Annotated in this window: 11 protein-coding genes; 7 read left to right on the top strand and 4 right to left on the bottom strand. The window is 36.1% G+C overall.

The annotated features are described in order from the left end of the window. Positions 1-101 precede the first annotated feature (101 nt). Both AC2A07_RS17240 and AC2A07_RS17235 read left to right on the top strand, forming a co-directional pair. Positions 102-926, top strand: a complete 825-nt coding sequence (locus AC2A07_RS17240) for a GLPGLI family protein (RefSeq protein WP_484051404.1) — start codon at positions 102-104, stop codon at positions 924-926. A gap of 5 nt (positions 927-931) precedes the next feature. Next, positions 932-1,828, top strand: a complete 897-nt coding sequence (locus tag AC2A07_RS17235) for a GLPGLI family protein (protein ID WP_484051403.1) — start codon at positions 932-934, stop codon at positions 1,826-1,828. Between the two features lie 59 nt (positions 1,829-1,887). Here the strand turns inward: AC2A07_RS17235 and AC2A07_RS17230 are convergent, their stop codons facing one another. The 4 genes from AC2A07_RS17230 to AC2A07_RS17215 all read right to left on the bottom strand — a co-directional run bounded on the left by AC2A07_RS17230 (position 1,888) and on the right by AC2A07_RS17215 (position 7,682). Beyond that, positions 1,888-3,744, bottom strand: coding sequence for a M61 family metallopeptidase (locus AC2A07_RS17230; protein ID WP_484051402.1), 1,857 nt, complete (start codon positions 3,742-3,744; stop codon positions 1,888-1,890). Positions 3,745-3,937: 193 nt separating this feature from the next. Then, the gene (locus AC2A07_RS17225) at positions 3,938-5,566 is read right to left on the bottom strand and encodes a M1 family aminopeptidase (RefSeq protein ID WP_314491599.1); all 1,629 of its coding nucleotides are present in this window, start codon (positions 5,564-5,566) and stop codon (positions 3,938-3,940) included. Positions 5,567-5,725: 159 nt separating this feature from the next. Beyond that, positions 5,726-6,553, bottom strand: a complete 828-nt coding sequence (gene tatC / locus AC2A07_RS17220; protein ID WP_484051401.1) for a twin-arginine translocase subunit TatC — start codon at positions 6,551-6,553, stop codon at positions 5,726-5,728. 169 nt (positions 6,554-6,722) lie between these two features. Beyond that, positions 6,723-7,682, bottom strand: coding sequence for a KpsF/GutQ family sugar-phosphate isomerase (locus AC2A07_RS17215; protein ID WP_484051400.1), 960 nt, complete (start codon positions 7,680-7,682; stop codon positions 6,723-6,725). Between the two features lie 158 nt (positions 7,683-7,840). Here AC2A07_RS17215 and recQ point away from each other — a divergent pair, with 158 nt between their 5' ends. From recQ to lpdA, 5 genes are all read left to right on the top strand, one after another. After that, positions 7,841-10,045 carry a DNA helicase RecQ gene (gene recQ, locus AC2A07_RS17210; RefSeq protein ID WP_484051399.1) on the top strand — a complete coding sequence of 735 codons (2,205 nt, stop codon included), beginning with the start codon at positions 7,841-7,843 and terminating at the stop codon, positions 10,043-10,045. Positions 10,046-10,062: 17 nt separating this feature from the next. Continuing rightward, the gene (locus AC2A07_RS17205) at positions 10,063-10,305 is read left to right on the top strand and encodes a hypothetical protein (protein ID WP_484051398.1); all 243 of its coding nucleotides are present in this window, start codon (positions 10,063-10,065) and stop codon (positions 10,303-10,305) included. A 403-nt stretch (positions 10,306-10,708) separates the two neighbouring features. Next, on the top strand, positions 10,709-11,794 hold the full coding sequence (locus AC2A07_RS17200; RefSeq protein ID WP_484051397.1) for a glycosyltransferase: 1,086 nt from the start codon (positions 10,709-10,711) through the stop codon (positions 11,792-11,794). A gap of 89 nt (positions 11,795-11,883) precedes the next feature. Further along, a complete protein-coding gene (locus AC2A07_RS17195) occupies positions 11,884-12,234 on the top strand; it encodes a hypothetical protein (RefSeq protein WP_484051396.1) in 351 nt (116 codons plus the stop codon). A 111-nt stretch (positions 12,235-12,345) separates the two neighbouring features. Continuing rightward, positions 12,346-13,749, top strand: coding sequence for a dihydrolipoyl dehydrogenase (gene lpdA / locus AC2A07_RS17190; RefSeq protein ID WP_314491578.1), 1,404 nt, complete (start codon positions 12,346-12,348; stop codon positions 13,747-13,749). Positions 13,750-13,761: the final 12 nt, after the last annotated feature.

The raw sequence follows: 13,761 nt of genomic DNA, 5'->3' as shown, positions 1-13,761 counted from the left end.
AAAGATTGCTGACGAAAATCAATAGCAGAAGAAAAGATGTCATAAGAAGAATATCCGCAAGTTTTTTATACTGCAGAATAAAAACAATAACAATATATTTTATGAAATTATTTACCACCTTAGGTTTGTTGATGCTTGGGATATTAGCCAGTGCACAGAACCAGCGTTTTACGTATGACTATCAATTCATCCCTGATTCCACTAATGTTTCAGAGGTTAAAAATGAAATAATGAATCTTGATGTGTCAAAATCAGGATCTAAATTTTACAGTTATACGGTTTATCATTCAGACTCTCTGATGAAGGTTGATCTTAACAGGCAATTGGCCTCAACAGGATCAATTAATGTCAAATCTGATAACTATAAAGGTCTGGTAAGATACACTGTTTCAAAAAAGTATCCTAAATATGAAGTTTCTTTCCATAACAGGATTCTGCGGGATCAGTATAATGTTTCTGAAGAGAGACCCATTGTGTGGAAAATAACTTCTGAGAAACTGAAAATCGGGGATTGGTCGACTCAAAAAGCAGAGACTGATTTTGCCGGAAGACATTGGTATGCCTGGTTCACAACTGATATTCCAATTCAGGACGGACCTTACAAATTCCACGGTCTTCCCGGGCTTATCGTAAAGCTTGAAGATAAGACCCAATCTCACCGCTTTACTTTACAGGCTGTCAAAAATATAAGTTCGATTCCCGAAGATGTTTTTGGGGCTAATGAAATAGCAGTGAATTCAAAACAGTACAGTAAACTTTTAAAGGACTATGAAAATGATCCTACAAAAGGGCTTAAGCAAATGCAGATGGGAGGAGCCATCATGATTATGAAAGATGGACAAAGCTCCAATATGAAAAACCAGGAAGAACAGATGAAAGCAAAGATGAAAAAAGACAATAATAAAATCGAACTCAATAAAATGTAAATAAGATGGGAAAAATATTTGCTTCATTGCTGCTTCTGACAGGCCTCAGTGTTTTTGCACAAAACCGTTTTTTCTACGAATATAAATTTATTCCGGATTCTACAGATAAAACTAAGATAATTACTGAAATGATGCTTCTGGATATTGATAAGAATGGATCAAGCTATTATAGCCATGATAAATTTGTCGCAGATTCCACAGCGAAGGCTGATCTTGAAAAACAACTGAAATTAAGCCCAAACAATATAAATATCTCCAGAACTGATAAGCCGGGGCAGGTTCAGTATAAAGTGACCAAGTACTATCCTGATTTTAGAACCTATCTTTACACCAAAGTTTCTTCAGACAGTTATAAAATTGAGGAAGATCAAAAACCAGAGTGGAAAATACTGCCGGATAAACAGAATGTGGGTGAATATAATGCTCAGAGAGCAACAGCAAATTTTGGAGGGCGACAATGGATTGCGTGGTTTACGACAGAACTTCCTTTTCAGGACGGACCTTATAAATTTTATGGACTTCCAGGCCTGATAGTGAAAATTGAAGACCAGACAGGTTCACATTCAATGACGCTGGTAGGAAACAAAACCATCCAGATGTCTACTGATAAAGGTCCGGAACTTCCGCCTGAAATTCAGATCTATGGTATGGGCGGAAAAGATATTGAGGTAACTGAAAACCAATTTAAAAAAGTCTGGAAATCACATCTCAATGATCCTACGAAAAATATGCGGGAAATGATGATGAAAAATACGGAGAGCAACAAAGTGGTTTTTAAAACAAAATCTTCAGATGGAAAGGAAATCTCGGATCCGAACCAGGTATTCAGAGAAATGGAGAAAAGAGCAAAAGAAGGTTTTAAAAAGAATAACAATCCTATCGAACCTGATCTTTATCAATAATGTTCAGGGATACTGATGTAAAATAAAAATGCGGAGAAAATTTCTCCGCATTTTTATTTTTATTTTTTTCCGGTCAGCCACTGGTTTTGAAGTTTCAGTTCAGCCGGCGTCGGGTTAGCTTTGAACTGCAGTGTTTCAAGAGTCATGGTGTCCAGAACTGCTTTTCCTTTTAAATCAATTTTATCCGTTTTATCACCATTTTTTCTGAGGATTGTTACCGTTACATCCTGTCCGTTTTTGATGGTTTTGGAATAGTTGATAAATTCCTGTACATTCTGAATGTTGATTGTCTTTCCATCCAGAGCAACAATTTCGTCGGTGATTTTAAATCCTATACTTTTTGCAAACGGAGACAAAGCAGAACTTTCATCAAACACAAAAGTATTGTTTTTATCGTTATAACCGGTTTGGTTCGGATCTTTTACAAACCAGAAAATTGGAGGAGTTTCCTGTTTGCTGATCTCTACACCAACCATTTGAAGGTATTCGGCATAAGGCGTCGGAGCATTTCCTGCAATATATTTGTTATAAAAATCCTTAACCTGCGGATAACCTGTCACAGTTACCAGTTCGTCAATAAGCTTGTCATCTTTGAAAGGTTTGTTTTCGCCGAATCTCTGAGACAGTTTACTGATCATATCACGGTAACCCATCTCACCATTCGAAAGTTTTCTCAGTTCAATATCCAGGCACATGGTTAAAAGTGTCCCTTTTTCATAGACATTTCTGTACTGGTCTTTATATTGATCCTGTAAAATATTCTTACTCATGACCGTAAACGGCATCGTGTCATCGTAGCTTTTTGAGTTTTTAATTTTGTCACTCATTCGCTGAAGGAATTCATCTTTAGTGATCAGACCTTCCTGAATCTGAAACAGATTGGCAAAATATTCAGTTCCACCCTCATACATCCAAAGGTGCTGGGACATTTTCGGATCAGCATAATTGAAATAATGAATTTCTTCCGAATGCGTCTTAAGCGGATTTACGGTATGGAAAAATTCGTGTGAAACTACATCTACAATAGATTTGTCTATGGCTTCTTTAGGCATCATTTCGTGAAGCACAACACTGGTTGATTCGTGATGTTCAAGCGCGCCGAACCCTTTGATCTGAGGGCCTTCCGTTCCTGCCAGATACAGCATGATTGCGTATTTTTTATTGGTATTCATGTCACCCAGGAATTTCTTTTGGGCAACAACCATTTTCTCCAGATTATCTTTAAAATCAGCGGCCTTATATTTTCCTGTGGGAGAATAGACTCCTAAAACCAGATCCATTCCACCTGCATTGAATGTAATATAATCAGGTTTTGAATACATTAATGGGGAATCTGTAAGTTTAGCATAATTGGCAAGAGTGAAAGTGTCCGTTGATTCAGATTTATCCTGATCTACCAATGCTGTGGTTCCGTAAAATTCATCAGGTTTCTGAATAACCAACTGATAGGGTACATCCTGCATGTTATCGATGTATCCTACAAATCCATGGGTATTGATAAGATATACTTTTCCCTGCTCAATATCAGTTCCTGACGGAGAAAATACGGCTTTGTGTTTTTCGGTATTATTTTCTTCATCAAAACTGTCATTCACCAGATAGGTGATTTTATTTAAAGCCTGGGCATTTTTCAGAGAATACGTATTGTCATTGACTTTCGTGTATTTAAGTTCGTTACCTTTTTTGTCCAAAAATTTTATACCTTCTATGAATCTTCCGTAATCATCTACAGAATACGTTCCGGGTACTGTTTTTGGGAAATGAAATTTTACATCTCCTGATTTCATTTTTGGAAATCCCATTGTTACCGCAACTTTATCGTCTTTTACGTTCACAAGATCAATGTTGGTTTTGATCGATTGTGCGTTGGTCAATGCTGCGGCAAGAATTCCTAAGCTTACTGCTAATTTTTTCATAGGTTTACTGTATTGATAAGTAGTTGATGTAAATTCGATTTTGTTACAGAGATTCCAGATGATTATCAATAAAGTTTTGTTAAAAATTGATGCATTTTTTTACTATAATAATCTATCTGAAAAGCAGTTTGATAAAGTTTGCAATATTCTTTTCTCTCTTAAATCATCTCTTAATCGGTATCTATAACTTTTATTATACTTTCCTGTATCTGATGTAATAGTTTTTATTAAACTCTACAGGGTTTGAATTATTAAGCGTAGCTTTCTGCCATGCTGCAGTAGGAGCTATGATCCGGTCTCCAAATCTTAAAGGAAGATTGAAGTTTTCAACAACATCGGTAAATCGGTATTTCAATTCAGTTCCATTTTGTGAATATTCCAGAACGGGCACTTTCGTGGTTCTCAGATATTGATTGAAAATAGTAGAGAAATCAATACCTGCTTTTTCTGAAATATACTTTTCAACCTGTTCAGTCGTTACCGTCTGATGATAAAACTCTTTGTTTAAACCTCTTAAAATCTGCCTGAATTTTTCATCATTATTGATTACCTGTCTCATAGTGTGAAGCATGCTTGCACCTTTTGGATACATATCACCGCTGCCTTCGTTTCTTACCCCATATTTTCCGATAATGGGAATGTCGTTGGCAATATTATTCTGAATTCCCTGTGCATAGATTTCAGCAGATTTTTTATCCATATAATTTTCGGTAAAAAGTACTTCAGAATACATAGTGAAACTTTCGTGAATCCACATGTCAGCCTGATCTTTTGCCGTTATATTGTTGGCAAACCACTCATGACCACTCTCGTGAATGATGATATAATCCCAGTTTAGGCCTATTCCAGTTCCTGAAAGATCAGTTCCCAGATATCCGTTTTTATATTGATTTCCATAGGCAATATTGCTCTGATGCTCCATTCCCAAATAAGGAGAATCTACTATTTTATACGAATCTTCATAAAAAGGATAAGGACCAAACCAATATTCAAAAGCTTTTAACATAGGTTTTACCTGTTGGAACTGTTTTTTTGCTTTGGTTAAATTATAATCAATTACCCAGTAATCAAGGTCCAGTCTTCCTTTTTCACCATCGTAAGAATCCTTGAAATTTACATATTTTCCAATATTCGGAATAATTGAGTAGGCATTGATCGGATTTTTAATTTCCCAGGTAAAAATATTTTTACCGTTTTCTGTTTTTTTATCTATAAGTCTGCCATTGCCTACCCCTACCAGATCCGGGGGAGTAATAATCTTCATGGTGATTCCGTTCTCAGGCTCGTCACTCCATATATCTTTTAAAGGAAGCCATACAGAGGCGCCAATCCCTTCGTCTGCAACACTCATCCAGGGATTTCCCTTATCATCTTTTGTAAATACCCAGCCGCCATCCCATGGTGCTTTCTTTGCAATAACAGGATTTCCGGAAAAGGTAATATCAATGGTATATTTTTCTCCTTTCTTAAATTTCTTGTCAGACGAAATAAATATAAAATTACCGTCTCTTTTAAAATTATTTTTTATTGGGAAACTGCAGTCAATTTTATCAGCCTGCATCGGCTTTTGAAGGTCGATCTGGAACACAGGATCTGTTACATCTTTCAGTATTTCAAAGCTGATTTTATTGTTTCCCTGAATGCTTTTCTTTTCAAAATTGGGCTCTATAGACAAATCATACTTTCTGACATCCCAGAAATTCCGGAATTCTGTATTTGAACCACTGAGGGTATCCTGTTTAGTGAATTTTTTATTGTGTTCAAAAAACTGTCCGAAAGCCAATCCGGAAGCAAATAAAATCGAGTACGAAAGTTTATTCATGAAATTTGAAATTTGATGTCCCCAAAAATAGAAAATTTAAAATCAATCAAATAAAAAACTGTACAAAAATATAATATTAGAAATTAAAAGGCGGGGGAATCAAAGATGCCCCCGCCTTTTATGGTATATAATTTTATTTCAATTAATCTCGGATAAAACTTATTGTTTTACCATTGGCAATCTGGACTCTCTCTTCTGTACTTTTCTGTAGGTGAAAGCACACATAAGAATGCTGAATTCATACAGGAATAAGAGCGGCAGGGCAGCCATCATCATACTTAACACATCTGCCGGAGTGATTATTGCTGCTACCACCATAATTAAAACAATGGCATGTCTGCGGTATTTTTTCATGAAAGAAGGATTCAGTATACCGATTGTCGTTAAAAAATAAATTAAAACGGGGAAAAGAAATACAACTCCCATTCCCATAACAACCTGTAAAAATAATGTGGTGTAGTCACTTAAATCATAAAGTGGTATGATAATGTCGGAGATTTTAAAGATAACTCCAAAATTCACAGCGAAAGGTAATATCAGAAAGTAACCGCATAAAACCCCCATCATGAAAAGGATCCATACAGAATTGATAATGAATATAGAGTTTTTTCTTTCATTGGGATGTAAAGCCGGACCGATAAACCTCCACAGTTCCCAGACAATATAAGGAAAACCGATTACCAGACCTCCAAAAATGGATACTGCCATCATGACATTGAACTGCTGATACAATCTCTGTACACGTACAGGAAATTCTGCAGGTAATGTAATGCTGTCTTCCCCTAAAACCATTCTCGAAAAATGGTTGACCACTTTAAAAGTAGGGAAATCATTTCTGGTGGGACCGAAAAAGATATGGTCCATAATCCAGTTGATATTAAATCCGACAACGAAAGCAGCAATAATAACAGCAATAATTGAGCGGATTAAATGGCCTCTTAATTCTCCTATATGCCCGAAAAAGGACATGTCTTTACCTTCACTCACAGAATTTTTTTTAATGTTTTCAAATGTAAGAAAAAAAGCGGGGAGTTGGAAGTGCGAAACCGAAGTTTAGAATCAAATTTAAAGTTTAAAAAAATCATAGTTTATCTATTACGACAGCGGAATTTTATAATTTATAATTGACTTTTGTTTCCAGCTTCTGATTTTTCTGTTAATTAATACCTTCGTCCAATAATTTATGAATATCAATAATACCAAAATATTCTCCATTATCTGTGACGATCAGCTGGCCGATATTATTGTCTTTCAAAATTTTCATTGCTTCTTTTGCCAGAGCTCCTTTTTCGACTGTTTTGGGGTTTCCTGACATAATATCTTTTGCTGCAACTACAGAAATATCATCAGCATTGAGCAGCATTCTTCTCAGATCACCGTCAGTAATCACTCCGATAATCTGTTCTTTATTTGTCACAACAGTAATTCCATGACTGGATCCGCTGATAGAAATGATCACATCTCTGATGGATGCATTTTCTGATACCTGAGGCTTTTTGGATGAAACAAACTGCTCAACCCGTGCAGTCAGATTTTTACCTAAACTTCCACCGGGATGAAATTTAGCGAAATCATTTTCCTTAAAATCATTCAGTTCCATCAAACAGATTGCCAGTGCATCACCCAATGCCATCTGCAGGGTGGTGGAACTCGTTGGAGCCAGTTTATTCGGACAGGCTTCCAAATCAACATGAGTGTCTAAAATTATATCAGAGTATTCTGCAAGCTTGCTTTTTCTGTTACCGGTCATGCCGATCAGAGCAGAAGAGTAATCTTTAAGATACGTAACAAGATTGATGATTTCAGGAGAATTTCCGGAGTTGGAGATGCATAATACTACGTCCTGTTTCTGAATAACACCAAGGTCACCGTGAATAGCTTCGGAAGCATGCAGAAACTGAGAAGGTGTACCGGTCGAATTCAGAGTGGCAACGATTTTATTTCCTACATGGGCAGATTTTCCGATTCCCACCACTATTAATTTCCCTTTTGCTGAATGGATAATTTCTATTGCCCTGACAAACTCGTGATCTATTCTGGCTTTTAATTTTTCCAATTCAGTAATTTCAATAGCTAACGTGCTTCTGGCGATTGAAATAATGTTTGATGTGTCCATTTTTCCGGTATGATTTCTTTCAAAAATATTCCAAAGGGAAACCGCATTATTTAAGAATCTTTAACGCAGGTTTTATTTTTTATAAATCTGTTTACTTTTATTTTCAGTAAAAAAGTTATAACTTTGGATTAGATGCAAATTTAGCAATACAAAATTAGATGAGCGCAAAAAAAGCCAATTTATCAGGCGAGCTAAAGAAATACTTCGGATTTTCTACTTTCAAAGGTCAGCAGGAACTTATTATAGAAGAACTGTTACAGGGAAAAGATATTTTTGTCCTGATGCCTACCGGAGGTGGTAAATCACTGTGTTACCAGCTTCCTGCCCTTATTTCAGAAGGAACTGCTATTGTGGTTTCCCCATTGATTGCTTTAATGAAAAATCAGGTGGATGCCGTCAACGGTCTTTCATCTGAAAATGGAGTAGCCCATGTTCTTAATTCATCCCTCAACAAAACTCAGACCAAACAGGTTTTTGATGATATAAAAAGCGGAAAAACAAAACTTTTATATGTTGCACCCGAATCACTGATCAAAGAAGATTATCTTGAATTCTTCAAAGAGGTGAAAATCTCATTCGTTGCCATTGATGAAGCTCACTGTATTTCAGAGTGGGGACATGATTTCAGACCTGAATACAGAAATCTCAAATTCATCATCGACAAAATAGCGGATGTTCCGGTAATCGCTCTTACGGCAACGGCAACCCCAAAGGTGCAGGATGATATTCAGAAAACCCTGGGTATGACCAATGCTTTGGTCTTTAAAGAAAGTTTTAACCGTCCCAACCTGTATTATGAGGTACGCCCTAAAGTGAATGTTGATAAAGAAATTGTAAAATTTATTAACAAACACAAAGGGAAATCCGGCATCGTATACTGCCTGAGCCGTAGAAAGGTTGAAGAATTTTCTCAGCTTCTGCAGGTGAACGGTGTAAATGCGCTTCCTTACCACGCAGGTCTTGATCAGAAAGTGAGGGTTACCAATCAGGATAAGTTTCTGATGGAGGAAGCTGATGTCATTGTTGCGACAATTGCATTTGGTATGGGAATCGATAAACCCGATGTCCGTTTTGTAATTCATTATGATTTCCCGAAATCCTTAGAGAGCTACTATCAGGAAACCGGGCGGGCAGGACGAGATGGAGGAGAAGGGCATTGCCTGGCATTTTATGACCCCAAAGACATTGAGAAATTAGAGAAGTTTTTAGCTCAGAAACCGGTATCGGAAAGAGAAATAGGTTTGCAGCTTCTTAACGAAGTGGTTGGTTATGCCGAAACCTCAATGAGCCGGAGACAATACATCCTTTATTATTTTGGTGAAACTTTTGATCCTGTAACCGGTAACGGAGCTGCGATGTGTGATAATGCATCCAATCCTCCAAAACTGAAAGATGCCACAAAAGACCTGGAAAAAGTGTTGGAATTAATTAATACCACTAAAGAAAAATTCAAATCCAAAGACCTCATTTCGGTAATTGCCGGAAAAGAAAATGCAGTTACCAAATCTTATAAAATGGAACAGACTTCATTTTTCGGTTTTGGAAAGCATGAGACAGACAATTACTGGAAAACTATTTTGAGACAGGCTACAGTACAGAATTTTTTACAGAAAGATATTGAAACATACGGTGTTCTGAAAATTTCTTCCAAAGGGCATCAGGTGATCGATGGAAATTTTAAAGAATCGTTCCTTATTGCTGAAGACCGTGAATTTGATCTTTCACAAACCAAAGCAGACAGTGATCAGGTACAGATGCAGGCAAGCGGAAGCCTTGACCAGAATCTTTTTGTACAGCTGAAAGAACTCAGAAAGAAAACAGCCAAAAAATATGGGATTCCGCCCTATACTGTTTTCATGGATCCAAGTCTGGAAGATATGACCGTTCAATATCCGATCACCGTTGAAGAAATCGCAAAAATTTACGGAGTAGGAGAAGGAAAGGCGAAAAAATACGGTAAAGAATTTGCTGATTTTATCTCAAAATACGTTGATGATCATCAGATAGAACGTACCCAGGATATGGTGCTGAAAAACGTGGCAAACAAATCCAGCCACAAAGTATTTATCATCCAGAATACTGATAAAAAAATTGACCTTGAAGATATTGCCAGAGCCAAAAATCTGTCAATGAACGATCTGCTGAAAGAGATGGAACGGATTGTTTATCAGGGTACCAAACTGAATATCAATTATTACATTGAAGAAAACTTTGATGAAGATATTGTAGATGATTTCATGGAATTTATGAATGAGTCTGAAAGTGACAGCATGAAGGTTCTTCTGGACGAATTCGGAGATGAGCTTTCTGATGAAGAAGTGAGAATGCTGAGAATTAAATTTATCAGCGATGTTGCCAATTAATTTTAAAGAAAACTGAAATGGAAAATCCAATTGCAGAAGCTAAAAGAGAACTGATCGAATGGATTCAGGGTATTAATAACTTTGAAGAAATTCAGGAATTACTTGATTTTAAAAACAGTCAAAATGTAGTGGTTGCTGAAAGTTATCCGGAATATGCAGTGAAAAATGATTTTGATGAAAGATTTTCCAAAGGATTAACTTTAGCAGAATCAAGAAGAAGAACAAGGGAGTTCATTGAAAATTTGCCTTGGGAAAAATGATTATTTACTCACAGAAATTTCATCAATCCATAGAAGAATTGGTTGAGATTTTATTTGTTAAACAATATTTTAGTTTTATAGATGACTGTCAAGTCTATGTAAGTAAAATCTATGATTTCATAGATGATAATATATCTAAACCTATTAATAGAGATACACCTATTCCTCTAAGAATGTTTGGTGAAAAATACATCAGATATAAAGCAAATAATCAAACTTCCTGGTATATATTTTTTGATCAAAAGGGAGATCATATTATAATCAATCATATTACAAATAACCATTCACCTGATTTCACTGAACTTATGTAGATCATTAATGTAAACAAAAATAATGTTGATGCTGAAATGCAGGGAAGGAAAAGTCCCGTGATGAAAAAAATTGTTTTAAGTGTAATTTTAGAATGAAAAAGAAAATTTCTGTCATATTTATTCTGCCGGATCTTGAAACCGGAGGTGCAGAAAGAATTGTTACCACCATTGCAAACCATCTGTCACGTGATCGGTTTGAACCAAAAATATTGCTTTTGCGTAAACAGGGTGGTTATCTTGATTTTCTTAAAAAAGATGTTGAGATAATCGATATAGATACAGAAAGAATCAGACATTCATTGAAACCTATTCTAAAAGAAATTTACCGCAGAAAACCTGATATTGTATTTTCAGGATTTGGTGAAGTAAATGCGTATCTTTCTCTGTTCATTAAACTTTTTCCTAAGGTTAAATTTATTGCAAGAGAAACCAACGTAGTCTCTCAGCATGTAACGAAAAAAGAAATCAGATTTTTCTATAATTTTTATAATAACTACCAGCAGATTATTGCTCAAAGCGATGATATGATGAATGATCTTGTCACCAATTTTAAAATAAACCGGTCAAAAATCATCAAAATCAACAATCCTGTGGATTTTGATTTTATCGAAGAAAAGCTGACGTCTTCAAAAAAGCCTGAAAGCTTTAAGTACAATTATAAAAATGTTGTTGCAATCGGTAATCTGTCTGCAAGGAAAGGCTTTGATAATCTGCTGAAGGTATTTTCAAGATTAAAAAATGAAAAAATAATCTTGCATATTTTGGGAGACGGTAAAGATCGGGATCTTCTTCATCAGATGAAAGATTTTTTGGGTTTAAAGAACGTTGTTTTTCATGGAAGACAGGAAAATCCTTATGGGTTTTTAAAGTATGCCGATTTATTTGTTTTATCATCCAGGTATGAAGGCTTTCCCAATGTTTTACTGGAAGCAGGAGCATGTGGTACTTATTCTTTAGCGAATAACTGCCCCGGGGGTATCAATGAAATCATTCAGAATGAAATTAACGGAGAAATAGGAAATATTGACGATCATGAAGATTTTTCACAAAAAATTATAGATATACTGCAACAGAATTTTGATAAGGACTGGATCAGGAATTCAATCAAAGCAAGATTTTCAAAAGAAATTATCTTAGGCAGGTACGAAAAGGTTTTGATTGATCTGATGAAACCGTAATCATCATTTACTTTTTTAAGCTTAGGTCACAAAAGAATATCTAAAATCTTATTTACTTACATTTGATCTCTAAAATCAATATCCCTTTCATGAAAAAAATCCCTAGATTAGGATGTGGCTGCGAAAAGGCAGCTCAAAGTCCGTCAGACTACAGAACTTCAACAATCGGTACAGATTCCACCTATAACAGAAATGCTGATGTGAGTATTGTTCAATGTAAACTGTGTCAGAGAATCTGGATTTTGTATACATTGGAATCTGAAGATTTCCCTCAATCCGGCAGATGGTTCAAAGGAATTGTATCTAAAAAAGATTTATCTACCATTACCCCTGAAAATGCCATAGAATATCTGGAAAATCTTGACTGGTATATTTACGGAGGCTCTTATTTTGAAAATACCGAATCGTTTGGGCAGGGAAAAGCACTTGCTGATTTCTGATATGTTTGATTTTTGGTGGGAAAGACTTGACAAATCTCACTTTGGCACTTGGTAATTATTCAGTAAATTTGTAAGGATCAAAGATTAGTTAATAATAAATTATAATATACAATGAGTCAATTTGATGTTACCGTAATAGGTTCCGGTCCCGGAGGTTATGTAGCTGCAATACGCGCTGCGCAATTAGGTTTCAAAACAGCAATTATTGAAAAATATTCAACTTTAGGCGGAACTTGTCTTAACGTTGGATGTATTCCCTCAAAAGCGCTTTTAGACAGCTCTGAGCATTTCGAAAACGCAAAACATAATTTTGAAAATCACGGAATTATAATTAATGAGCCCACAGCGGATATCGCAAGAATGATTGCGAGAAAAAATGAAGTGGTAGACCAGACTACAAAAGGAATCAACTTTTTGATGGATAAAAACAAGATCACTGTTTTTGAAGGTCTTGGAAGCTTTGAATCTGCAACTCAGATTAAAGTGACAAAAAATGACGGTTCTGCTGAAACGATTGAATCTAAATACGCAATCATTGCAACAGGTTCTAAACCTTCATCACTGCCTTTCATTACTTTAGATAAAGAAAGAGTGATCACTTCTACCGAAGCTTTGAACTTAAAAGAAATTCCTAAGCATCTGGTAGTGATCGGTGGTGGAGTGATCGGTCTTGAATTAGGTTCTGTTTACTTAAGATTAGGAGCTCAGGTTACAGTGGTTGAATTTATGGACAAAATCATTCCTACGATGGATGGTGCTCTGAGCAAGGAATTGACTAAAGTTCTTAAAAAGCAGGGGATGAAATTCATGCTTTCTACAGCGGTTTCAGCAGTTGAAAGAAATGGAGATACTGTAAAAATTACAGCCAAAGATAAAAAAGGGGAAGAAGTAACTGTCGAAGGAGATTACTGTCTTGTTTCTGTAGGAAGAAGACCTTATACTGACGGTCTTGGACTTGAAAAAGCAGGTGTTGAACTGGACGAAAGAGGAAGAGTAAAAACAAATGACCATTTACAGACCAATGTTGCTAATATCTATGCAATCGGTGATGTAATCAAAGGAGCAATGTTAGCTCATAAAGCTGAAGAGGAAGGAGTTTTTGTTGCCGAAACATTAGCAGGGCAAAAACCTCACATTAACTATAACCTGATTCCCGGTGTTGTATATACATGGCCTGAAGTTGCCGGAGTGGGTAAAACTGAAGAGCAGTTAAAAGAAGAGGGGGTTGCTTATAAGATCGGAACGTTCCCAATGAGAGCATTAGGAAGAAGCCGTGCAAGTGGTGATATCGACGGTTTGGTTAAAATTATCGCTGATGAAAAAACTGATGAGGTTCTTGGTTTCCATATGATCGGAGCAAGAGCTGCCGATTTGGTTGCCGAAGGAGTAATCGCAATGGAATTCCGTGCAAGTGCTGAAGATATTGCAAGAAGTTCTCACGCTCACCCTACATATGCTGAAGCTGTGAAAGAAGCTGCTTTAGATGCGACAGGAAAAAGAGCACTGCATATGTAAGATTTTATATCG

This window comes from Chryseobacterium sp. HNCC26DJ238 (genome assembly GCF_057180465.1).
The sequence above is the reverse complement of the archived record's forward strand: the minus strand, read 5'-3'. Positions and strand labels throughout refer to the sequence as shown.

What these genes read in the sequence shown, in the direction of transcription:
- AC2A07_RS17240 (WP_484051404.1), top strand. Translation starts at nt 102, where the DNA reads ATGAAATTATTTACCACCTTAGGTTTGTTGATGCTTGGGATATTAGCC.
- recQ (WP_484051399.1), top strand. Translation starts at nt 7,841, where the DNA reads ATGAGCGCAAAAAAAGCCAATTTATCAGGCGAGCTAAAGAAATACTTC.
- AC2A07_RS17195 (WP_484051396.1), top strand. Translation starts at nt 11,884, where the DNA reads ATGAAAAAAATCCCTAGATTAGGATGTGGCTGCGAAAAGGCAGCTCAA.
- AC2A07_RS17230 (WP_484051402.1), bottom strand. Translation starts at nt 3,744, where the DNA reads ATGAAAAAATTAGCAGTAAGCTTAGGAATTCTTGCCGCAGCATTGACC.
- AC2A07_RS17235 (WP_484051403.1), top strand. Translation starts at nt 932, where the DNA reads ATGGGAAAAATATTTGCTTCATTGCTGCTTCTGACAGGCCTCAGTGTT.
- AC2A07_RS17215 (WP_484051400.1), bottom strand. Translation starts at nt 7,682, where the DNA reads ATGGACACATCAAACATTATTTCAATCGCCAGAAGCACGTTAGCTATT.
- AC2A07_RS17200 (WP_484051397.1), top strand. Translation starts at nt 10,709, where the DNA reads ATGAAAAAGAAAATTTCTGTCATATTTATTCTGCCGGATCTTGAAACC.
- lpdA (WP_314491578.1), top strand. Translation starts at nt 12,346, where the DNA reads ATGAGTCAATTTGATGTTACCGTAATAGGTTCCGGTCCCGGAGGTTAT.
- AC2A07_RS17205 (WP_484051398.1), top strand. Translation starts at nt 10,063, where the DNA reads ATGGAAAATCCAATTGCAGAAGCTAAAAGAGAACTGATCGAATGGATT.
- AC2A07_RS17225 (WP_314491599.1), bottom strand. Translation starts at nt 5,566, where the DNA reads ATGAATAAACTTTCGTACTCGATTTTATTTGCTTCCGGATTGGCTTTC.